This window comes from Flavobacterium sp. ov086 (assembly GCF_900187965.1).
Classification (GTDB): domain Bacteria; phylum Bacteroidota; class Bacteroidia; order Flavobacteriales; family Flavobacteriaceae; genus Flavobacterium.
The window spans coordinates 207,676-230,209 of sequence record NZ_FZNL01000007.1; the positions used below are offsets into that span (position 1 = coordinate 207,676).

19 protein-coding genes and 1 riboswitch are annotated in these 22,534 nt (G+C 33.0%); of the genes, 16 read left to right on the forward strand and 3 right to left on the reverse strand.

What is annotated here, in order from left to right; genetic code table 11:
- The first annotated feature begins 318 nt into the window (after positions 1-318).
- A riboswitch (SAM riboswitch) is annotated at positions 319-418 on the forward strand.
- A gap of 298 nt (positions 419-716) precedes the next feature.
- Together CHB81_RS10285 and CHB81_RS10290 are read left to right on the forward strand one after the other, a co-directional pair.
- A complete protein-coding gene (locus CHB81_RS10285) occupies positions 717-1,706 on the forward strand; it encodes a TlpA disulfide reductase family protein (RefSeq protein ID WP_089351835.1) in 990 nt (329 codons plus the stop codon).
- A 185-nt stretch (positions 1,707-1,891) separates the two neighbouring features.
- The gene (locus CHB81_RS10290; protein WP_089351806.1) at positions 1,892-3,364 is read left to right on the forward strand and encodes an aminotransferase class V-fold PLP-dependent enzyme; all 1,473 of its coding nucleotides are present in this window, start codon (positions 1,892-1,894) and stop codon (positions 3,362-3,364) included.
- Between the two features lie 240 nt (positions 3,365-3,604).
- On the opposite strand, the gene CHB81_RS10295 is transcribed toward CHB81_RS10290, so the two are convergent.
- Positions 3,605-3,982 (reverse strand): helix-turn-helix domain-containing protein, encoded by a 378-nt coding sequence (locus CHB81_RS10295; RefSeq protein ID WP_089351807.1) that lies wholly within the window; start codon positions 3,980-3,982, stop codon positions 3,605-3,607.
- A gap of 92 nt (positions 3,983-4,074) precedes the next feature.
- Here CHB81_RS10295 and CHB81_RS10300 point away from each other — a divergent pair, with 92 nt between their 5' ends.
- Positions 4,075-5,073: an NADP-dependent oxidoreductase gene (locus CHB81_RS10300; RefSeq protein ID WP_089351808.1), complete on the forward strand. Its 999-nt coding sequence runs from the start codon at positions 4,075-4,077 to the stop codon at positions 5,071-5,073.
- A gap of 137 nt (positions 5,074-5,210) precedes the next feature.
- Positions 5,211-5,978: a methyltransferase domain-containing protein gene (locus CHB81_RS10305; RefSeq protein WP_089351836.1), complete on the forward strand. Its 768-nt coding sequence runs from the start codon at positions 5,211-5,213 to the stop codon at positions 5,976-5,978.
- A 46-nt stretch (positions 5,979-6,024) separates the two neighbouring features.
- Here the strand turns inward: CHB81_RS10305 and CHB81_RS10310 are convergent, their stop codons facing one another.
- Complete coding sequence (locus CHB81_RS10310) at positions 6,025-6,624, reverse strand: nucleosidase (RefSeq protein ID WP_089351809.1); 600 nt, start codon at positions 6,622-6,624, stop codon at positions 6,025-6,027.
- A 621-nt stretch (positions 6,625-7,245) separates the two neighbouring features.
- Here CHB81_RS10310 and CHB81_RS10315 point away from each other — a divergent pair.
- The 11 genes from CHB81_RS10315 (at position 7,246) to CHB81_RS10365 (ending at position 20,947) form a co-directional block, all read left to right on the forward strand.
- Positions 7,246-8,304 carry a serine hydrolase gene (locus CHB81_RS10315; protein ID WP_089351810.1) on the forward strand — a complete coding sequence of 353 codons (1,059 nt, stop codon included), beginning with the start codon at positions 7,246-7,248 and terminating at the stop codon, positions 8,302-8,304.
- Positions 8,305-8,532: 228 nt separating this feature from the next.
- On the forward strand, positions 8,533-9,111 hold the full coding sequence (locus tag CHB81_RS10320) for an RNA polymerase sigma factor (RefSeq protein WP_089351811.1): 579 nt from the start codon (positions 8,533-8,535) through the stop codon (positions 9,109-9,111).
- Positions 9,112-9,330: 219 nt separating this feature from the next.
- Positions 9,331-10,179: a FecR family protein gene (locus CHB81_RS10325; RefSeq protein WP_089351812.1), complete on the forward strand. Its 849-nt coding sequence runs from the start codon at positions 9,331-9,333 to the stop codon at positions 10,177-10,179.
- 158 nt (positions 10,180-10,337) lie between these two features.
- Positions 10,338-13,577, forward strand: coding sequence for a TonB-dependent receptor (locus tag CHB81_RS10330; RefSeq protein ID WP_089351813.1), 3,240 nt, complete (start codon positions 10,338-10,340; stop codon positions 13,575-13,577).
- A 120-nt stretch (positions 13,578-13,697) separates the two neighbouring features.
- Positions 13,698-15,011, forward strand: a complete 1,314-nt coding sequence (locus CHB81_RS10335) for a hypothetical protein (RefSeq protein ID WP_089351814.1) — start codon at positions 13,698-13,700, stop codon at positions 15,009-15,011.
- Between the two features lie 585 nt (positions 15,012-15,596).
- Complete coding sequence (locus CHB81_RS10340) at positions 15,597-16,913, forward strand: hypothetical protein (protein WP_089351815.1); 1,317 nt, start codon at positions 15,597-15,599, stop codon at positions 16,911-16,913.
- 262 nt (positions 16,914-17,175) lie between these two features.
- The gene (locus tag CHB81_RS10345) at positions 17,176-17,877 is read left to right on the forward strand and encodes a hypothetical protein (RefSeq protein WP_089351816.1); all 702 of its coding nucleotides are present in this window, start codon (positions 17,176-17,178) and stop codon (positions 17,875-17,877) included.
- A gap of 86 nt (positions 17,878-17,963) precedes the next feature.
- Complete coding sequence (locus tag CHB81_RS10350) at positions 17,964-18,737, forward strand: hypothetical protein (RefSeq protein ID WP_089351817.1); 774 nt, start codon at positions 17,964-17,966, stop codon at positions 18,735-18,737.
- A 46-nt stretch (positions 18,738-18,783) separates the two neighbouring features.
- Complete coding sequence (locus CHB81_RS10355; protein ID WP_089351818.1) at positions 18,784-20,136, forward strand: S41 family peptidase; 1,353 nt, start codon at positions 18,784-18,786, stop codon at positions 20,134-20,136.
- Between the two features lie 104 nt (positions 20,137-20,240).
- Complete coding sequence (locus CHB81_RS10360; RefSeq protein WP_132022467.1) at positions 20,241-20,447, forward strand: hypothetical protein; 207 nt, start codon at positions 20,241-20,243, stop codon at positions 20,445-20,447.
- A gap of 251 nt (positions 20,448-20,698) precedes the next feature.
- Positions 20,699-20,947: a hypothetical protein gene (locus CHB81_RS10365; RefSeq protein ID WP_089351837.1), complete on the forward strand. Its 249-nt coding sequence runs from the start codon at positions 20,699-20,701 to the stop codon at positions 20,945-20,947.
- Between the two features lie 97 nt (positions 20,948-21,044).
- Here the strand turns inward: CHB81_RS10365 and CHB81_RS10370 are convergent, their stop codons facing one another.
- Positions 21,045-21,404, reverse strand: a complete 360-nt coding sequence (locus CHB81_RS10370) for a hypothetical protein (protein WP_089351820.1) — start codon at positions 21,402-21,404, stop codon at positions 21,045-21,047.
- A gap of 209 nt (positions 21,405-21,613) precedes the next feature.
- On the opposite strand from CHB81_RS10370, the gene CHB81_RS10375 reads away from it, so the two are divergent.
- Positions 21,614-22,357: a hypothetical protein gene (locus CHB81_RS10375; protein ID WP_089351821.1), complete on the forward strand. Its 744-nt coding sequence runs from the start codon at positions 21,614-21,616 to the stop codon at positions 22,355-22,357.
- The last annotated feature ends 177 nt before the right edge of the window (positions 22,358-22,534 follow it).

The following is a 22,534-nucleotide window of genomic DNA, read 5'->3' on the forward strand; positions in this document are numbered from 1 at the left end:
AAAATCTTTGCGATTTTGCGTCTTTGCGAGATTTATTCGCTATAATCCCAAACTCATTTCAAAAAATGGAATGAGTTTTTTTGTGCTTTTTCTACAGCATAAAACTAAGATTTGATATTTTTCAGCAATGAAGTGTCTGAATTTCTGTTATAAAACAGGAAAATCATAAAAGTTTTTTCGATCTTCAAATATCTATTTTACAGTGTTTTATATTGCAAAAGACGAGCTTTTAAAATAATATTCAAAAAAACAATCTTAAACTATATTAGTTTTATAGAATTAGTATATATATTTGTATCGCAGAAAACTTCTGTATGATACTTATCCAGAAAGACGGAGGGAATAGGCCCAATGATGTCTTAGCAACCTGTTACCGAATAAGGTGCTAAATCCTTCCGCACAGGCGGACAGATAAGAAAGATTTGCTTAATCTGAATAAGATCATTTTGTTAAATATTATTTATTTTAAAATGAAAAGCAAACTACATTTTTTACAAGCTGATTATGAAATTTTAAATTCAATTTTCGAAGAAAACTGCTTTGGCTTTTTACGAATGTGAAAATACTAAATTCTCTCTTTTCCTTTTTTACAACAATTTCTAAAGGTCTTACTTATTCTGACCTGAAATTCTTTTGTCTCATCTAAAACTAAAACTACAATGAAAAAAAACTTACTAAGATGCTTTGAGAAAGCGCCACTTAAAAATCAAAATAAAATGAAAAATGTACTATTAGGCTTTACGCTGTTTTTTGGAGTTGCACAAACTCAGGCGCAAGAAACGGCTTTACAATTAAAAGGAACTGTTACAGATACGGTTGCGCAATACGTTTATCTGCAGAAATTCCACAATAAAATGTTTACCACAATTGATTCGGTAAAAGTGAAAGATGGAAATTTTAGCTTTAAAACGAAAGTGAAAACACCGGAATTATACGGATTAAGCGTAAACACAGAAGATTCTCCCTTGTATATTTTCCTTGAAAAAACGCCAATTACAGTAAAACTAAGCCCAAAGAAATATTATACAAACTCTGTAGTTGAAGGTTCTGAATCTCAGAATTTATTCGAAGCCTACAAAAAATCGAATGATGTAGAAATTAGTAAGTTCATTACAGAAAATCCAAAATCTATTGTTTCGGCTTATGTATTGTACAGAAACTGGTCGTACAGATTAACGCCGGAGCAAATCACTCAAAACATTGCTTTACTTGATAAAAGTTTGCAAACGACCACTTACGTGAAAGAATTAAAAGAACTGGTTACTGTTTTAGACGGATTATCGGTTGGTAAAAAAGCCCCTGATTTTACAGCAAATGATCCACAAGGGAAACCAGTTCGTCTTTCAGAAAATTTAAAAGGATACACTTTAGTTGATTTTTGGGCCTCATGGTGTGGACCTTGCCGTAGAGAAAATCCAAACATTGTGGCAGCTTACAAAGAATATCACGACAAAGGTTTCAATGTTATTGGTGTTTCTTTAGATAAAAAGAAAGAAAACTGGATAAAAGGAATTCAGGATGATAATTTGACTTGGCTTCACGTTTCTGATTTGCTTTTCTGGAACAGCGCTGTTGCTAAATTATATGGTGTAAGAGCTATTCCAGGGAATTATTTAGTCGATTCAAAAGGAATTATCGTAGCAAAAAATCTACACGGAGAAGAATTGCAAACTACGCTTAAAACACTTTTAGGACAAGCAAATTAATTTTTTAAACGCATAGAAACATAGATTATATTCTAAATAAAAGATGTTTAAAAAAATCTAGATTTTCACACATAGCTATGTTTGTTAAAATAAGTGAAATACCTCTTTTGATAAAGAAGATCTATGTTTCTATGTGTTTAAAAATTCAATTAATAAAAAGAATAGTTAATTAAAATGATAAGGAAATGAATGCTATTGAGACAGAAACGAAACCAATTGAATTAGAGTGTTATTTCTCTAAATTCAGAGAAAATACAGTAGGTATAGATCATACTTTTAAATCGGTTTATGGAAAACAAAATCTGCTATATGCAGATTGGGTTGCCAGCGGAAGATTATACGCTCCGATCGAGGATACTATGCTTAATAAAATTGGTCCGATGATTGCCAATACGCATTCACTTTCAAGTCAAACAGGCAAAACCTCAACTTATGCCTATCAATACGCCAGAGATATCATAAAAAAATCTGTCAACGCCAGCGAATCTGATATTCTGGTTACAACCGGAACCGGAATGACGGCGGCTTTATCAAAACTACAAAGAATAATGGGACTGCGAACGCATGACGATCAAGATAAACCTGTAGTTTTTATTACACACATGGAGCACCATTCTAATCAGGTTTCGTGGTATGAAACCAATGCCGAAGTTGTGATTTTGCCTCCTGATGAAAACAATCTAGTCGATCCCAATACTCTTTCGGAAGAATTAAAAAAATATAAAGACAGAAGCATAAAAATAGGTTCATTTACGGCTTGTTCGAATGTTACGGGTATTATTACGTCTTATCATGAATTAGCCAAAATTATGCATGAAAACGGAGGACTTTGTTTTGTTGATTTTGCTGCTTCGGCGCCGTATGTCAAAATAGATATGCATCCAAAAGATCCGGAACAGCAGTTGGACGCTATTTTCTTTTCGCCTCATAAATTCTTAGGAGGGCCGGGAACTTGTGGTGTTTTAGTTTTTAATGAAAAATTATACAAATCTGATTTTCCGGATAATCCAGGCGGAGGAAATGTAAAATGGACCAATCCGTTGGGTAAATATTGTTATAGCGAAGTCATAGAAGTTAGAGAAGATGGTGGGACGCCAGGCTTTCTACAAGTAATAAGAACTGCATTAGCTTTGGAATTAAAAGAGAAAATGGGAGTTTCAAACATCAAAAATAGAGAAAAAGAACTGCTTGATCTTTGTTTTTCAAGACTTCAGAGAATAAAAGGATTGTCTGTTTTAGGAGATCTTACAACAGAACGAATAGGTTGTGTTTCTTTCGTAATCGACGATATTCATTATAATCTGATCGTAAGACTTTTAAATGACCGTTTCGGAATTCAGGTTCGTGGCGGGTGGTCTTGTGCGAGTACTTATGCGCATTATCTTTTTAATATAAATGAGAAGAAATCGGCAATAATTACAAACGAACTTTTAGAGCGAAACCAAACCAATAAACCGGGTTGGGTTCGTTTATCACTGCATCCAATTATGACAAATGATGAAGTTTCATTTATCTGTGATGCAATTGAACAGGTTGCTTTGCATGCTAAAAAATGGCAGAAAGATTATGAATATAATTTGGTTACAAATGAATTTGAAAACCCTGAAATTAAAGAAACTATAACCGAAGAAGTAAATGAATGGTTTAAGTTAGATTGAAAATTTAAAACTGTTAAGTATCAAACCCGACAGGTTTCAAAAACCTGTCGGGTTTCTAATAGATAATATTCCGTAGGAATATATCGTCGGTAGAAAAAAAATGGTATAGTTTGGAGGTATGTCCTGTAAGGACATCTGGATCAAGAATAGGGTATGCCCCATTCATCAAACGTTCCTACGCAACGTATCAATCGCAATTCAAATTTGGTTCTACCGACCAAACATTCCTAATGGAATGAATTATTTAAGTGATTCAATAATTTTCTCTCTATGTGCAATTCCCCAGTTTACTAATGTTTCGGTTACGGGAAGTACAGATTTTCCATATTCTGTAATGGCGTACGCAACAGTTGCAGGTTTAGTATCTTGTTCTTTTCGGCTTACCAATAAATTTGTTTCTAATTCTTTTAATTCTTTGCTAAGCATTTTAGCCGAAATTCCTCCAATTTCACGTTGCATTTTCTTAAAATGAATCGTTTGGTGCGTTCGATTGGTCAAGAAACGCAGAATCATGAGTTTCCATTTTCCTCCCAATACGTCCAGGCTATCGCGCATTGCCATAAGTTCTTCTGAGCAATTGGCTTCGCGAAGTATTCCGTTGTCATTAATTTTTGCCATACTAGTTTCTCTGAGGTAACCGGTTACCAAGTGTTAACCCATAACAAAAATAAAGTTTTGCAGCTATACTTTTGTATAATAAAACAATAAATATGAAAGCAATCGTACTACAACAAAATAACGAGTTTCTATTGGAAGAAATAAATATTCCTCAGCCAGGAGACAATCAAATTCAGATAAAAATTCTAGCCTCAGGCTTTAATCCGATTGATTATCAAATGACAGAGAATAGATCAGAAAAGAAACGTATGCATTCCAATATTCTGGGGCGTGAATTATCCGGAATTGTAACCGCATTAGGAAAAGAGGTGAAGGATTTTAAAGTTAATGATGCCGTTTTTTGTGGCTCAGGAAGTATGGGGTCGAATGGTACTTATGCCGATTATATTTGCGTTCCGGAAGCAATCGTGATGCATAAACCGGATACTATTTCTTTTGAAGAAGCCGCGGCGATACCGTCAGTTGGTTTAACGGCATTGCAGTGTTTGAATCGCATGAAAGCTTCTTTTACAGATTCTATTTTAATTACCGGCGCAGCAGGAGGAGTAGGGAATATCCTGGTTAAGTTGCTTATTGCAAACGGTTATGAGAATTTTATAGTTACTGCCGGAAATGATCAAAGTATTGCTTCATTATTGGATCTTGGTGTAAAAGAAAATCAAATCATTAATTATAAAAATAAAAAAATTGACGAGGCTGCAATTGCATTAAACAAGGGCAATAAATTTGATATTATAGTAGATTTGGTTGGAAATGAAATAGCAGAAATAACCGCACCACTTTTGGTAACAAACGGAATTTATGTAGATGTTACAGCATTTTCTACCAGTCTCTCCCGTGAATTGCTTTTTAATAAAGGTGCAACAATACTTAATATTTCAAATTATGCTTATGGTATTGAAAAAAAATACGATTACTACAAACAAGGATTAGATCAATTAAGGATTCTTTTGCAAGATAAGTTGATTACACCGCCAACAGTTGCAATAGTTGGAAATCTTGAAGCAGCTACGGTTATTGCCGCTCATAAAATACTACGTGAGAATAAAACGCAAGGAAAGAAATTAGTTATGCAAATCGATACAAATTAATTTAATGAATATTGAAGCATCTAAAGATTGGTTTTATAATTTAAAATTATATCGTAAATTAGCTAGGTTGCGATTGGTTTTATGGCAACAGTATTTACATATTTTAAGAAGTAATTATAACTATAAATTAGATGCATATGCCTTGGGATCCCGAAATATATAATAAGTTTAAAGATTTGCGAAATAAGCCTTTTTATAATCTGATGGATTTTATAAAGGAGGCGGAATCTTCAAGTGCAATTGACTTAGGCTGCGGTACAGGTGAACAAACGGCCATATTGTCCAAAAAGTTTAGCAAAACTAATTTCATTGGTATTGATTCTTCGGTAGAAATGCTGGCAAAGTCAAAGTCATTAGAAACTGAAAATCTTCATTTTGAGCTTGCAAACGTTGAAGATATTGCGGGATCAGATAAAAAATGGGATTTAGTCTTTAGTAATGCGGCTTTGCAGTGGTCAGATCATCATGAAGTATTATTTCCTAAACTGATTAATTCTATTCATTCAAAAGGACAATTTGCTGTGCAGATGCCTGTTCAGAAAGAAAATTCACTAAATAAAATCTTATACCAATTAGCTGATGAAGAGCCTTTTAAAACTTGTTTTAAAGGCTGGCGAAGAGATTCTCCCGTATTAAGCATGGATCAGTATGCACAAATTATGTTTGATGGCGGACTGGAAGATATTCAAATCATGGAGAAAGTTTATCCAATTATTGCCAATAATCATGAGGCGCTTTATGATTTTATTTCGGGTTCAGCTTTGATTCCGTACATTGAACTTCTTCACGAAGGTGAAAAAGAAATGTTCATCAATACTTTTAAAAAGAGGATAGCATTACATTTCCCTAAACTTCCGGCAATTTATGCTTTTAAAAGGATTTTGCTTTACGGAAAGAAAGGTTAGAAATACTGATAAATACCTTCGTATAGGTTAAATTTAGTAGTTGTTACTAAATAGAAGCGTTATTATTTAAATTCAAAATTTTTCCAAAAGCTTCTGCTGCTTTGTGAACCTGAACCAACCAGTCATCTGCGGCATTATCATCTGCGCCGTCTGAGATATATTTGAGACACAGAAAGGGGATGTTTTCTTTCATAGCAATCATAGCAAGCGCGTAGGCTTCCATGTCTACGACGTTATATATTTTTTCGCTGTGTCCCATTTCAAAATTATCACCAGTTCCGCAAATGCCCATTTTTAGTTCCGGTATCGTTAGACCATATTCCAAAACTACCGGCAAATCTGAAAGCGGCGTTTCATATAGTGCATATCCTAATCCGCGAACGTCCATATCTCTTTGAACAAATTTAGTACAGCAAATTACATCTCCTTTTTGAAAGTGGTTACTTCCTGCTGATCCAAGATTTACAATAAGAGAAGGTCTTTGAGCCTGAATATTCTTAGCAAGTTCGTACGCAGCGTTTACTTTTCCAATTCCGGTAATAAGCGCATTGTGTCCATTAAAAACTTCGGCAGCTTCTATCGCTAAGGCAAATGAGAATAGTACATTCTCTAATGGAAACGATAACTCTTGGTTGATTTTTATCATTAAAATTTATTTTCAATATGCAAATATGCTGAATTAAAATAAATAAAACAGATGTGCTGAACTTTTAATTTTTGATGTTTTCTATTTTAGTTTTTAACAGAAAAAACAATATGACAATCAGCAAAGAGTGTCAATTTTTTTTGCCACGAATTTCTCGAATTTTCTCGAATTTTTATTTTGAAAATGCTAAAAAAAAATAGTAGCAAAATTGCACAGATTTACGCAGATTTTAATTTCTACAATCAAAATAATTCTGGGTAATTCGAGAAATTCGTGGCAAACTTTTTTATATTATTTTGGTTAGGTATTCGTCATGGATAGTCATAAAAAATAATTTCAAAACCGAGCGAATCACTAAAACCGAGAAATTTAATTAATACAAGTATTTTCTATTGGCAAATTTAATTTTGTTCACTTCGTTTTATATTCTCAATTAATTGGAAAATTGTTATTTCAAAATACTGTAATATAATGTTTTGTAATTACTCGTACTTTTTGTTTTAATTATTCGTACTCATTTTTTGGAACAAATTAGTTCGAGTGTTTTTATTCGGTCGTGTATCTTTTATTTCTCCCACATCTTTGTACCGAAATAAAACCCTAACCTAAAATAACGATACCATGAAAACTTCAGTAAAATTAGTAACAGCATTATTATTAATAAGTACACTTTCTTTTGGACAGGACATTACCAAAAAGATTGATTCTATAATCAAGGATAATTATCAAAAAAATCCTGATGTTGGTATCAGCGTCGGATTCATCCAAAACAATAAAGAATATTATACTGCTTACGGAAAGTTGAATGCAGAAAGTAAAACGGAAATTGATAAAAAATCTATTTTCGAAATTGCTTCTATCACCAAGATTTTAACCACAAATTTAATTGCGCAAGCGGTTCTTGAGAACAAATTAAAAGTGGATGATTATATAGATAATTATCTTCCTAAAGAATATGTTTTGAATGAAAATCTTAAAAATAAAATAAGAATTTCGGATTTAGCATCACATCAATCTGGTTTACTTGATATCGATTTTGGAAAGTTAATAGAACTAAATCCGCAACAGCCGGTAAGCAGCATTACTAAAGAAACATTGGCAACATTAGTCAATACTTGTACAGAACTTAAAGATTATGGCAAATACCGTTATTCTACTATTGGATTTACATTATTAGGACAAATATTAGAAAAAGTTTATGGCAAAAGTTATGATGAAATTATCAGAGAAAAAATAATAAATCCTGTGCATATGACGAATACACTAACTAAAGATTTTGATGTAAAAAACAGAACAGTTGGTCACAATCCTGATGGCGGGATTCAGGAATTTTTCAAATGGAATATTACAGCACCTGCAGGATTGGTAAAATCTAATGCTGCTGATATGATGAAGTATTTGAAAGCGGTTTTAAACAAAGAAACTACCGTTGGTAAAGCTGCTCTTATTACTGAGAAAACGTTCTATAAAGTAGATAACAGAGAATTAGGATTGGGTATAAATATCGACAATGACAATAAAGATACACTGTATATGAAATCCGGAGATTCAATGGGACAATCTTCTATTATATGTTACAATAGAGCTAAAAATTGGGGTGTTATAATTCTCCTTGATAAAAGGGATTCAAAAATGAGACAAAATTTATTCAATATTATTACTGAAACAGTTTTGAAATAATAAGGTTGAAAGTTTTTTATAGAAAGGAAAAGGCGCTAATTTAAAAATTGGCGCTTTTTTTATGTTTTTAAATCATGATTTATGGGTGAAGAAAAGCTTACAAAGTAAAAACAAGGTCAAACAAAAGGAGCAATATTAATAAATTATTAAATGAATGAATCACAAAAATATCGATTGCGGTTTGTCTTACTTTTGTAAGGCTCTTCTTTAACAATTTAAAATTGCATTATGAGTTCTAATTTGGTATTAAGGTTACGAGAGGGAGATGATTCCTGTTTTAAAGAAATCTACGATTTATATCATTTTAAAGTATTTTGTTTTGTAAAAAAATATACTGCACAGCTTGCAGATTCAGAAGATGTAACGCAAAATGTATTTATTCATCTTTGGAAATACAGGGCAAAATTAGATCCCAATGTTGAGTTGGAAGCCATTTTATTTAAAAGCTCAAAGCAGGAAATTTCAAAATGGTATAAAAAGCAAAACCGAATTTTTTCGGTAGAAAATGAGCAAATGATTAAGGAACTTGATTCTCCTTCAGAATCAGATGATTCAATAAACCTGAAGCTCGAAAAAATCCAATCTCTTCTTGATAAAGTGCCTGAGAAAAGAAGAAAGATATTCAATCTTCATAAGTTTGAAGACCGCAGTTACAAAGAGATTGCTGCCGAAATGGATATGTCTCCAAGTGCGGTGGCAAATCAAATCTCGAAAACGCTGCAATACCTTAAAAAAAATTCGATAAAAAATCACGAACTCTATTGGTTTGCGCTTTTTTTTGTGAGTCAGGCCGAATTTATCTCTTAAAACTAACTTGTTTTTTTAGTCTTTTAATTAGGCTAATTTCTCCTGTTTTAGTGCTGATAATTCATTTTTTGTCTTGAAGTCAAAGTTAAGTGAATGTTCTTCTATATTAAGAAAACATTAATAGAGATGACTACCCGTGATATTTAAATCATTGGAAATCTAATGTAGTTGAATCGTGGAGATTAATGTATGATTTTCCAAACACTAAAGTTGATTTTAATGAAATCCAGAAAATTAAGAGAAGAGTGGGACGCAATACCCAACAGAGGTATTTTGCCAAATGAAAGCACAACTCGTATGTGGAATACGATACGTAAGACTACAGTTGATAAGTATAGAGGTTTTTATAACTGGACCGCTGCTGCAAGTGCTGTAATTATCCTTTCTTTTAGCGCTTATCAGGCTTTTAATCAGTCTGGTTTTGTTAAACATGAAATTACTTCAACGATAACATTTAGTAAAGATGTGCGACTTTTAAATTTACCTGATGGAACGAGAGTTTGGTTAAACGAAAATTCTGAAATCGAATATCCTAAAAGTTTTACTGGAAAAGAAAGAACGGTTACTTTAAAAGGGGAAGCTTTTTTTGAAGTAAAACGCGATCCGTCACATCCGTTTGTGATTAGTTCGGGAGCTATAAAAACGACTGTTCTTGGAACTTCCTTTAATATTAAAGCTTACGCCGATAAACAACCTGAGGTAAACGTTAGAACCGGAAAAGTAAAAGTCGAAAGTACACAAAACACGGTATTATTAGTAAGAGGTGATAAGGCAATTTATGAAGCGGAAACTTTGATGCTTAATAAACAAAAATCTCTTGTTCTTGAACCGGAATGGAAAAAGGTCTTAATCTATGTTGATGGATTAACATTAGCCCAAGTTCTGGAAAAGCTAAAAGTAAACAATCATTTTTCGGTAACGTATTTAGACGAAGATTTAAAGAACCTTAAAATACAAGGAACTCTTGATACGAGACAAGGTTTATATGAAATGCTTCAGACTATTGCTTTTGCTTTGGAAATCAAGATTCAAACCACTGGAAACAGTACTTTTCTCATTAGCAGATAATAGTTTGTAAACATTTTGAAACAATAATTTGCGACTGAATTAAATCTAAAAAAAAATGATTTAAGAGAAGTTGTTAGGAATCACTCGCTTTAAACTGAAAATATTTGCCCACAATATCATATTAAAAAAGAATTCTAATAAACTAACAATCATCAATTATGAACAATGAATTTTCGAGGCGATTTGTCGTTGCCTTATGGATTTTATTTTTCGGGGTTTTCTTCGGAACAAATTCAATTTATGCACAAACCGGAACTGTATCGGTTGATTTTAAAAATTCTTCACCACAAAAAATTATTGATAATCTAAAATCCCGCACACCTTATCAATTTGTTTATCAAAAAGATTTAGATCTGGATTTGCCATTGGTTACACTAAAAAAAGATAATGTTTCGATAGATGAAATTTTGAGTGATTTGCAAAACATGACTAACTTAAATTTCAGAAGAAATGAAAATAATATAGCCGTAAATAGTAAAGACGGCGACAAAAAAAAAAAGAAGGGAAAAATTACAGGTAAAATAGTAGATGTTAAAGGACTTTCGTTGCCTGGTGTAAATATAAAAGTTGCTGAACTGAGTATTGGCGCACAATCTGATATTGATGGTAATTATGTTTTGGAATTAGAACCAGGAGAATATACGATTGAAATTAGCGCAATTTCGTTTCAAACGCAAAAAATCACGGGCGTTAAAGTTCTTGAAAATGGCGAAACTCCGCTTGTAGTTTCTTTAAAAGAAGATGCCGAATCACTTAATGAAGTTGTTATCATTCAGGATTATAAAAAAGCAACGGCTTCAGTAGGAGGTATGTTATTGCAACAGAAAAAAGCGGCTCAGTTTTCTGATGGTATTTCGGCAGAGCAAATTGCGAGAACTCCGGACAGAGATGTCGCAAGTTCATTGAAGCGTATTACGGGTGTAACGACAATTGGCGATAAATATGTTGTGGTACGTTCTATGGGCGAAAGGTGGAATCAGGCGGTTATGGACGGAATCGCATTGCCAAGTACAGATGCGTATCAGCAAAATTTCTCTTTCGATATTATTCCAACTGCTATTGTTGAGAGTATTGTTGTGAGCAAATCTGCAACGCCGGATATGTACGCCAATTTTGCCGGAGGATATGTAGAGGTTAAGACGATGGATATCCCTAAAGAAAACTTTACCAATTTTTCTATTAGTAATTCTTATAACAGCAAAAGTGCCTTCAAAGAGCGATTGACAAAACAGGAAGGCGATTATGATTATTGGGGATTTGATGACGGACGACGTGATTATCCATCTAACCGTCCCACAATAGATCCTCCAACGACTGAGGCACAATCAGGTCCGTTTTTGGATTATAGCAGACTATTTACTGAGGATAATTTTTCTACTTATAAAACTTATGGCGCTCCCGGAACAACATTGCAATTTGGTATAGGAAGAACTTATCAGTTAAAAGACAATAACAAATGGGGATTTGTTGGTTCAGCAATTTTTAAGAATACACAGGAAACACTAGAAATTGAGCATACAGAAAGAAATTTTAGAAGCAACACTGATTTTACGCCGGAGAGCGATAAAGCATTGTACTCCACTTTTACAAAATATGGCTTTAAAAATTCAGGAGCCAATTATACTTACAATTCGACTTTGGGCGGTATGTTTAATGCGGGTATTCAGTTGGGTAATCATAAAATCACAGTGCGTAATACTGTTATGCATATTTATAACAATCAATTAACCCACATTACAGGCTGGGAAAATGATGATGCTGTAGATGGAATTTTAGACGGCAGCAAACTTGCAAATACTACAGAGTCTAATTATCCTGTTTACACCACTTTTATTCAGAATAAAATTGAAGGAAATCACAAGTTCGATAACCTTGAAGTTAATTGGTATGGTGCCTATGGAAATGTAGCAAAAGATACCAAGGACGCAACATTTGTAACTATTAGCAAGGAAAAATTAGGCGATGATATACTGACATATTACACTGTGAATAATAATGGTAAGAACAATTTTCCGTTTAGCCGAAGCAATTTTACTAATGACGAGGCCGATTATAACTGGGCCATTAACTTTAAATACACTTTTAATTTTGGAGATTCTTTTACAAATGATCTTAAAGGAGGTTATTTTGGGACTTACAAAAGAGCAACAAATCAACAAGCATCTGCTAAGTTAATAACGGTTGGTCAGACAGCTCAGCAGGCTATTATTTATGAACCACTTTCTAAATTCTTAGACGGATCAAATTATTATTGGGGAGGTTTTGGATGGCAAGATTTTGGCATATACGGTAATAAGTATGAAGGCGACGTAAAAATACATTCCCCATTTTTAATGCTCGATGATAAAATTGGTCGATATGTAAGGTTGGTTTGGGGAGTAAGAGCCGAAAGCTACATTTATACCGAAATACAAAGCCAATCTGAATATCCTGATGGTTTAGCAAAAGACCAGGGTAATGATAAAGTTTGGCAATTTCTGCCATCGGCAAGCTTAATAATTAGTCCAACTAATAAAATGAATGTTAGATTGGGGTATAATAAATCTGTTTTGCGTCCACAATTTGCAGAGCGTTTGGGTATTCCTTATTATGATCCAATTCGTTCGGCTAAAGTCTACAATTACTCAGATGGATTGGTTTCAAGTGTCGCTAATAATTATGATTTAAAAGTAGAATGGTTTCCATCCGGCGGTGAGATTTTGTCTTTTGGTATTTATCATAAAGACATTGATAATCCAATAGAATCAGTTGGTTTCCGCAATACTTCAGATGGAAGAGATATCTACGTTTTGAACTCCAACAATGCCAAACTATGGGGAGTTGAATTTGAGTTTTATAAAAATCTTTCTTTCTTAGGAGGAGGCGAAATTTTGAAAGATTTGTTTGTTTATGGCAATGCTTCTTTCAATGATACAAAAGTAACTTCTTATGTTAATATAGATGGAACGGGAGGACTTTATGAAGCCAACAGACCTTTGTATGGGCAATCACCTTATACTTATAATCTTGGTTTAGATTATGTAGGTGACCGTTTTGGTTTTAGTCTTAGACAGAACGCAATTGGAGATCAATATATATTGGTGGGATTTGAATACAGGGCCGAAGAAATTCGCATGCCATATGCGATAACGGATGCTCAGGTAAGTTACAAATTTTTTAAAGAAAGAAATCTGGAATTAAAATGCAGCATGAAGAACATGTTTGATACAGGCATAAATACTTATAATAACACTAATAGTTATAGTACAATTACGGATTATACTTATGGGGCAAATCCAAGAGAACAATTTATTCTGGGTGCTGGGGCAACAAAGAAGTACGATGAAGATATTGATCAGGTTGTATTTAAAGCTAAAAGTGGCAGGACAATAAGTATATCTCTTAATTATAGGTTTTAAAGTTGCAAAATTAAATCATTAAACGATCAAACATTTTATAAAAACAAAAACCTTTGAAAAGCATTTTACTTACTTCTAAGTTTTGCTCTAACGGATAATTTTAATATTAATTAATTCTTTATGAAAAACTTTTTTCTATTTGCGATCGCAACTCTATTTATGAGTTCTTGCCAAAGTGATGATACTGCCGATGCTTCTTTTTCTATGAAAGCAGCTGGCGCTGATTACTCCGGATATCCAGCTACAGTACAAACGGTTAGCGGAGATATTACAACCAATACAACTTGGACAAATGACAGGGTCTGGGAAATTAATGGAATTGTACGTGTAAAATCTGGTGCCACCTTAACTATTCAGGCTGGAACGTTTATTAAAGCAAAGCCTCTTCCTGAAGGTTATCCTACAGGAGTTCTTGTGATTACTAAAACAGGAAAAATTGATGCACAAGGAACTGCAAATGCACCTATTATTTTTACTAGTTATAATTTATTGGACGGCAATGCAAATACAGCTGCAAGGCCTGGAGATTTTGGAGGTATAGTACTTTTAGGAGACGCTCAGGTAAACAATAGTCAGTATACAAATCTTGTAGAAGGATTAGATTTCAATCGTCTGTCAAATTATGCCGAATTATATTATGGTGGTACAAATAATGCTCACAATGCAGGTATTTTGAATTTTGTGCGTATAGAATTTCCGGGATGTACCTTAGGATATGAAACTACATATACAATTGAGGCAAACGGTTTAACATTAGCCGGAGTGGGTAGCGGAACATTTATCGATCATATCCAGGTATCTTATGGTAAAGATGATTCATTTGAGTTTTTAGGAGGTAAAGTAAATGTAAGTCACTTAGTTTCTTTTGCTCCAGACGATGATAATTTTGATTTTGATCTTGGTTATACTGGAACAATTACGAAAGCTATCGCAATTGCTAACGGTAATTCAAGTCACAGTTATGTTGGTGGAAACCCAGATTCAAATGGTATCGAATTAGATAACAATGCTGGAGGTACTACAACTATATTAATCACTCGTCCGGTTATTTCTCAAATGTCTATTATAGGTGTTAGCTCAACTACCGTTGCTGATCTATACGAAAATGCTATCCAAGTACGCAGATTAGGACAAATCAGTCTTGCTAATGTCACGGTAACAGGATATAATAAAGGTATTAATTGGGAATCTCCATCATTGCCATCAAATTCTACTTGGTCTGCATTATCAATTCACGGATTTGATAACGCAATAACGCCAACAGCAACGATTTTAGGTATTGGCAGTGTTATTTCAATCGTAAATCCTGCTCCAAAATGGGGACTAACACAGCCTTTTTTTAACGATGGAGCATTAGATCTTAGCGGAACTACGGGAGCATTTAAAACAGAGGCTAACTGGACAAATACATGGACCAAGTTTAATAATTTCTGATTTTTATAAGTTAATAAAAAGGAAGAAAAAATATGTTTTAATAAACTTTTTAAAACATGCGGTTGCTTATCTGTTATGTAATATTAAGAAACCGTTAACAATAAAATCAGGCATGATATTTTGCTTTTTTGAAATCTAATACTTAGTAAGTACTGTGATTGTGTAGGGGAGATTTTACAACACGATGCTTAATATGTTTTATTTAAAGGCTCTTTTTTGAGGGAGAGTTTTTATAAAAAAGTTCTTTGATAAATTTTAAATAAATAAAATAGTAAAGGTTGCAGATATTCGGAATCTTCATACAAAGCCAAATCACCATAAAAGGGCATTAGGTTTATCATATCCATAAACATCTAGCTTTTTATTTATTCTAAAATTTAAATGAGAATTTGACACTGATCCTTTCATTAGATTAATCCTATAATGAAAGATGGAAGTAGGCGTAAACCTCCGGCGGTAAAGCGGAATCGTTTATTGAAGAAAAAGAATTTACCAAAAAAGAGAAAGACCTAAGGAAAGATATTTTGCTGCTCTCTCCAAAGGCCTAGTTTAATAGCAGCAAATATAGCAATAATTCCAATTATTATGAAAAAATTTTTTCTATGTGCAATGATAGCTCTGGCTGTTACTTCTTGCCAAAATGATGATTCTTCTGCTGATTCTTCTTTTTCTATGAAAGCTGCTGGTGCTGATTACTCAGGATACCCGGCAACAGTACAAACTGTAAGTGGAGATATTACTGTAAACACAACTTGGACTAGCGACAAAGTTTGGGAAATCAACGGAGTAGTAAGAGTAAAATCTGGTGCTACATTAACAATTCAGGCAGGTACTTATATTAAAGCAAAACCTCTTGCTGCAGGTGTTGCTACAGGAGTTCTTGTAATTACTAAAACAGGTAAAATCGACGCACAAGGAACTGCTGCATCTCCGGTTATCTTTACAAGTTACAATTTATTAGATGGTAACGCATCTACAAAAGCAACTCCTGGAGATTTTGGTGGAGTTGTTGTTTTAGGAGACGCTCCGGTAAACAATGGATTAACTACAAACGTTATCGAAGGATTGGGAGATCAGCCTAATGTTTCTGATTTCTACTATGGAGGATCAAATTCAGTTCACAATGGTGGAGCTATAAACTATGTACGTATCGAATTTGCAGGACGTATTCTTGATGCTGCAACAGGAGTTGAAATCAACGGATTAACTTTTGGTGGTGCTGGTTCTGCTACAGTGGTTGATCACGTTCAGGTTTCTTACGGAAGAGATGATTCATTCGAATTTTTTGGAGGAACAGTAAATGTAAACCATTTAGTTTCTTTTGCTCCAGATGATGATAACTTTGATTTTGATCTTGGTTACACAGGAACAGTTACAAAAGCTATCGCAATTGCTGATAGTAATTCTACTCACAGTACTTCAGGTAGTGGATCTACATTAAGCCCGGATTCAAATGGTATCGAATTAGATAACAACGCTGGAGGTACTACAACTACATTAATCACTCGTCCGGTAATTAATCAATTGTCTATCATTGGAGTTAGCTCTGCTACAACAGCTAATTTATACGAAAATGCAATCCACGTTCGTAGATTAGGACAAATCAGTCTTACTAACGTTACTGTTACAGGATACAATAAAGGAATCTACTGGGAAGCTCCTTCATTGTCAAGTAACTCTACTTGGTCAGGATTATCTATTCACGGATTTGTTAATCCAGTATTGCCTACCACAACAAGTTTAGGTCTTGGAAACACAACTTCAACAGTAAATCCAGCTACAGCTTGGGCACTTACTCAACCATTCTTCAACAATGGTACATTAGACTTTACAGGTGCTACAGGAGCTTTCAAAACAGAAGCTAACTGGACTAACACTTGGACTAAGTTTACAAATTTCTAATTGTCAGGTTAATAAATATTTAATTCAGCATGGGCAGCATTTTTGCCCATGCTTTTTAAAAACAAAAAATAAAAAAACGATACTATTTATTTTACTAATGATTACAACTGCTTCATCTGCCCAATTTAAATACGGGAAGATGATTTTGAGGATGAAGACGTTTCAGATTGTATTTTACTCGATTGATAACACATAAACCTCTGGCAATAAAGCAGAATAGTTTATAAAAAAGTATTTACCAAATACGCTTAATTAATTTATTATGAAAAACTTTTTTTTATTGGCAATTATAGCTCTGATTGCAATTTCTTGCCAAAATGATGATCCCATTGCTTCTTCTCCTCCTGTGGTGGTAGAACCGGAACCTGAGTCTCCTGAAGAACCTGTAAGTGGTAAATTCACAATATGGGAAGAGGATTTTGAAGATGGAGACGTTTCTGATTGGGTTTTACTGGATAAAGATGGAAATAAGAGCAACTGGAGTGCCCGAAAAAATATTCAGGTTGATGAATCCGGAGCAATTGTAAATGGAACCATAAGTATATTAGGGACTTATAATGTTGATCTAAGTACCGGAGCACCACTTGGAAATATTGAAGAAAACTGGGCTACAACAGCACCAATTGATTTGTCATATTATTCAGGAAAAATAGAATTAGTTATTAACGCACAAACATCTATTTATGATGGCTCGCATGATTTATTAGTATATGGTTCAACATCATCAGATCCGGCAACTTTTAAACTTTTGTCAACAATACATTTAAAACGAGAAACAATGCTCGATGCAGAGTTTAAAGATTACACAGTAGATATTTCAGAATTTAAAGGCAGTCATAATGTTTATATTTCATTTTTAAACGAAAACACAAGCTTTGTAGGCTATGAAATTGACAAAATATTGATCACTGCTGAAGGACTTTTAGGAAATGATGTTTTGAAAAAAGCACCTAAGTCAAACTAAAAATAAAATTTATCAAAAACTAAAAATAAATCAGTAATTGTTTTTATCGAACAGCAAAAAAAACAGTTACTAATTACATATATAAAATGAAAAACAAGATTGTAAACGCACTTTTTTTTTTAATAGCACTTCTCTTTTTAGAGTCTTGTACAAATGACGAATTGGTTCCTTATTATCCGGAACAAAAAGCAGGAAAGTTGGTTATTAGAGGTTATAATGCACGGGCAGATTCTATTCAGATTGCTGTTAATGGCAAAATAATAAAAATTGGAAATAAGAATGCATTCGTCAAAAATATTGTCAAAGATTATGATTTTGTGATCTATGAAAATGCACCCAAAGATGTTGTGATTACAAATAAAAGAAGCAAAGAAATTTTGCATTCCTACCACATAACAAGCAATAAAAGCATTGATACAATTTCGTTTTATCACAAAAAAGATTTATGGGTTGACAACGTCTTAGCAACAAAACCCGGAGTATTAACAAAGGCAGGAAATGCAGGATTCAAATTTATTTTTCCCACATTCAATAGATATTCAAACACTGCATATAAAGGAAATTTGGACGGAATTATACGAAAATTAGACGGAGGAACTGTTGCTGTAGCACAAAATATTGGACAAAATCAATACAGTACTTTCGTTGAATTTCCAGCTTCATTGCCTCCAATTATAAAAATGGAATTGGTAAAACACGGCACAACAGAATCTTATATACCAGGAAAACAGGTTTTTGTTGTAATGTTAATGACTAAAGATAAATCAAGATTGATTGTATTGGACGAAAAGAAAAATGATAGTGGTCAATTTTCATCCGTAGACGGAAGTTTGAATTTACTGGACTTTTTTGAATTCTAATAGTATTATTTTAAGAGTTTAGGTCCCATAATTTTAAAAGTTTAAAATGAAATATTCTTCTCTTATCAGAATCCTTTTTTTTCTTTTTTTCGGCATATTTTTAATTTCCTGTGAAGTCGATGACAAACCCGAAGTCTATGAAGAAGGTTCCAATAAATACACAAATGATTGGATCTACAATCAAATGAAAAAGTATTATAAATGGAATGAAACAATGCCTGATAAGGGAGATTTAGCCATAAATCCAAAGGAATATTTCAATAGATTATTAAATAAATCAGATCTGTATTCGTATGCTGTGAATCCGAATTTACCCGAAACAGTTCCGCAGAGTTTAAGAAGGAATTTTGGATTCGATATTTCATTTACAGAACATCAGAACAAAATTTACGGCGTGATTTTATACGCTTTATACGATTCTCCAGCCAAAAACAACGGATTATTAAGAGGACAATTAATAACCAAAATTAATGACGAAGAATTGAATCTGAATAATTATGATAAGATTTATAAAAGCATAGCAACAGCAACACATTTAGATTTGGAAATAGTTGCCTATTCAAAAGAAACGGGTTTTTCTAATCCCGAAAAAGTTTCATTATTACAAGGGTTTTCTTTTTCTCAACCTATTTCTTCTCAGGTAATTTCGAATAATAATACAAAAACAGGTTATGTCGAAATTCCGCATTTTGATGTTGGTCAGGCGCAATTGTTTCTGCAGACTTTTCAAGAATTAAAAAATCAGAATGTAACAGAATTAGTTTTGGATTTGAGATATAATGGAGGAGGAGATGTATCATCTGCAACAGCATTAAGTATCATTCTGGCGCCAAATATAAAATCGAGTGATCTTTTTATACAATTTGAAGGCAATAAAAATGGAGGAATCGTAAAACAATCTTTTCAGCAAGCTCTGGAAAGCAATGAACGCAATGTGAGTTTTGAAGTTCTTAAAAATACACATCCGGATATTAAACGAGTATATATTTTATGCGGAAAACGTACGGCATCGGCTTCAGAAATAATTATCAATAATCTTCGTCCTTTTATGGATGTAATTACAATAGGCGAAAAAACGGTTGGCAAAGATGTAGCTGGTTTTCCTATTGAAGACGACAGGATTCCAAATACAAAAGGCTGGATTTTATATCCTTCTATTTATAAATTATTCAATGCAAAACACGAGGGAAATTATTCAGGAGGGATAAATCCATCTCTTAATGTTGATGAACTTCAGGATTTGGAAATTTTTGCTTTAGGCAATCGTTCTGAGATTTTATTAAGTACCGCAATTAATATGCAGTCAGGAAATACAGGAAAAATGAAAACCGAAACATTGAGATCATTACCATTATCTAAAATTTATATCGATGCAGATCCGCTATTGGTTATGCATTAAATTCAATTTTTTTTTACATTTATATATTAGAATATTTTATTATGCAAGGAATAAATTCTTCAGAGCATCGGATTTTGCTGGACGCATTTCGCAAATTTGAACATATGTCAGTGATTTCCAAGAATAAAATAGAGGAAAGCGAAGATGCTAATACCAGAAAAGCAATGCAGGAACTTGATGAACTCTACGATAAATTTCAAGGATTATTTGTTGAGCTAAAAAAATGCAGTAAAGATTACGAACTCAAAAAGAAATCGACACGAAGTATAATCAATAAAAGCCTTAGAAAGTTGATACCTGTTTTTGTATAAAAACAGATATCAAGACAAAAATATATGCCTTATTTTAATTCCTTGATTTCTCTTACAGTTAATATCTTTTTTTGATTTTTTGTTTTATTTGTAATGTTTTCGCGCAAATTTTAGTTTAATAAAACTTTATTTAACAGTTATTAATCTGTTGATAAATAATGCTTTGCGCCTTGTTTTTTAACAGTGGTTTGAAATATTTAATTTTTATATTTGAATGTAATTATCGAGTTATTAATTTAAAATATTTTACTATGGATAAAGCTATAAAACTAAAAGTACGTAAGGAATTAGATGGTCAGCAGCAGTTTAATATAATTAAATTAAAAGGGAGTTTAATTTCCAGAGGCTATACAGAAATCATACATATTCTGGATCAGGATGATGAATTTCATATCAATTCCTTTGAAACACCTGTTGAAGCTACCAATGAAGTCCAGGAATACATTACAGCCTTTATTAATAGAGAAAATCTAGCCGATACAATATCACTCTACAAATGATTTTTTTTACTTTTAGAAGCAAAATCCGGTGTTTCTAATGAATAAATGATCGACTTTATGGAACTATTAAAGAGACAAGAGCAGTTAATTTGAAAATCTAATTTAATTGCTCTGTACTTTCTAATCTTAAACAATGCTCAGTTCCCAGATAAAGAGGATTTCCATGTTTTTCAGACCAAAATCCATCTAGTACATCTCTGGTTATACAACGGTAAACAGCAACACCTTTAAAAGTTTTATTGTCGTCTCCTTTGTAACTAAAATTGATTACCAGAATATTGTCTTTAAAGAACCCATGACCCTTTTGTTCTTGTGTGTTGTTAATAATCCAATGAGCAATAATTCGGTTATTTTTATCCAGTGATAACGTCAAGATGCCCTTGTAAGTCATTTCGTGGCTATCATCTTGATTACTTCCTGAAATTGAATAATCACCAATTAGATCTTGTATAGTCATTTATTTTTCTTGTTTAGAAATTAGCCTCTGTGTCTGGTTGAATTGTTTGATTATTTAAGGTATTATTTTAAGAACCTATTCAGCCAGTTACCGAAACAAATTTATATTTTTTTCAGACAATATATTATCTTATCCTGAAGTGATTTTGGATTAGAATTCTTGTAACAAAAGCGATATTATTGCGTCAGATAAGGTAAAAATATGAGTTTATGAAAAAAATATTTACCCTTACTCTTGTCTTTGTTACATACAGTTTTATTGCGCAAACAAAACTCCAGCCGGGAGATAAGAGCATCGAAACAAAATGGATTAAAAGCGAAAAGTATGCCATGAAGTGGTATTCTGTAAAAGACACTACAAAAGTCGAAATGGCAAAAATTATCACTACGATCGATGCGGCTAAAAACAAACTCGCCATCGTAACTGATGTTGAAATCAAGAATGCAAAAGCAAAATGGACGGATTCTACCATTGTTGCAAAGCCAACTCTTGTTCCATTACATCATTCATCTTATAACATGCAACGCGATATTGTTTTAAATTTTGATGCTAAAACAGTATCTGGTTACCATATTGCTAAAGGAAAAGAAAAAGATATAATCAATGAAACGCTAAGTAATCTTTGTTTTGACAGCAGTTTTTATCCATATTTATTAAGATTGCTACCGCTTAAAGAAGGTTATACAAAAGAGATTGCTATTTTTGATTATAACCCTGAAAAAACTGGAATATTTACAGCAAGGGTTAAAAGCGTAAAATCGGATATATATAAGACTAAAAAAGGTAATTTGGATGTGTGGGCAGTTATCGTAGATGATGAGCTAGGAGGAAGCACAACAAATACCACAACAAATACCATGACTTATTATATTGGCAAAACGGACAGAAAATTATGGAAACAGGAATTTTCATCCCGAGGACAGCACTTTGTTGTAGAAGCAGCTGAACTGTAATTATATTTATTTAGCATTTCAAATGATACAGGAGCTGTAACAAAGAAAATTATAAAGAATTAAATTGTTCGGTAAATTGAAAAATGAACATGCCCCAAAAAGTTAGACACTATTTGGGGCATTTTTTATGGAAAGAAAAGTAAAGTATGACTATGCATTTAAGTTAGAATGTGTAGA